The sequence below is a fragment of the Paraburkholderia sp. SIMBA_054 genome, from assembly GCF_046534875.1.
GTDB classification, from domain to species: Bacteria; Pseudomonadota; Gammaproteobacteria; order Burkholderiales; family Burkholderiaceae; genus Paraburkholderia; species Paraburkholderia hospita.
Genome location: NZ_JAWRXV010001676.1, coordinates 1 through 238 on the forward strand (window position 1 = coordinate 1; position 238 = coordinate 238).

Genomic DNA, 238 nt, shown 5'->3' on the forward strand with positions numbered 1-238 from the left:
GCTGGAGCTCGCCTCGTGGCCGACAATCGCATCGACAGAACTCGACGGCACCGCGCGCAGTCGCGTCCAGAGGCATATCGACTGTTGGTGTTCATAAATGCCGCTAGCCATGTTCACAGGAATGCTAGCGGCCAAAACGCCGGATGGCTTGCTGCGTAAGGCGGTGCGTGCGGTCAGTCCCATTCGACGCCTGTAGCGACAGTACAACAATCGTAATGATGCTTGCTCAGTAACGCTG

1 protein-coding gene is annotated in these 238 nt (G+C 58.0%); it reads right to left on the minus strand.

Annotation, left to right across the window (positions count from 1 at the left end; genetic code table 11):
* Positions 1-183, minus strand: a 183-nt coding sequence (locus tag SB822_RS60800) for a hypothetical protein (protein ID WP_410859611.1), incomplete at its 3' end; no start/stop codon positions are given.
* Positions 184-238: the final 55 nt, after the last annotated feature.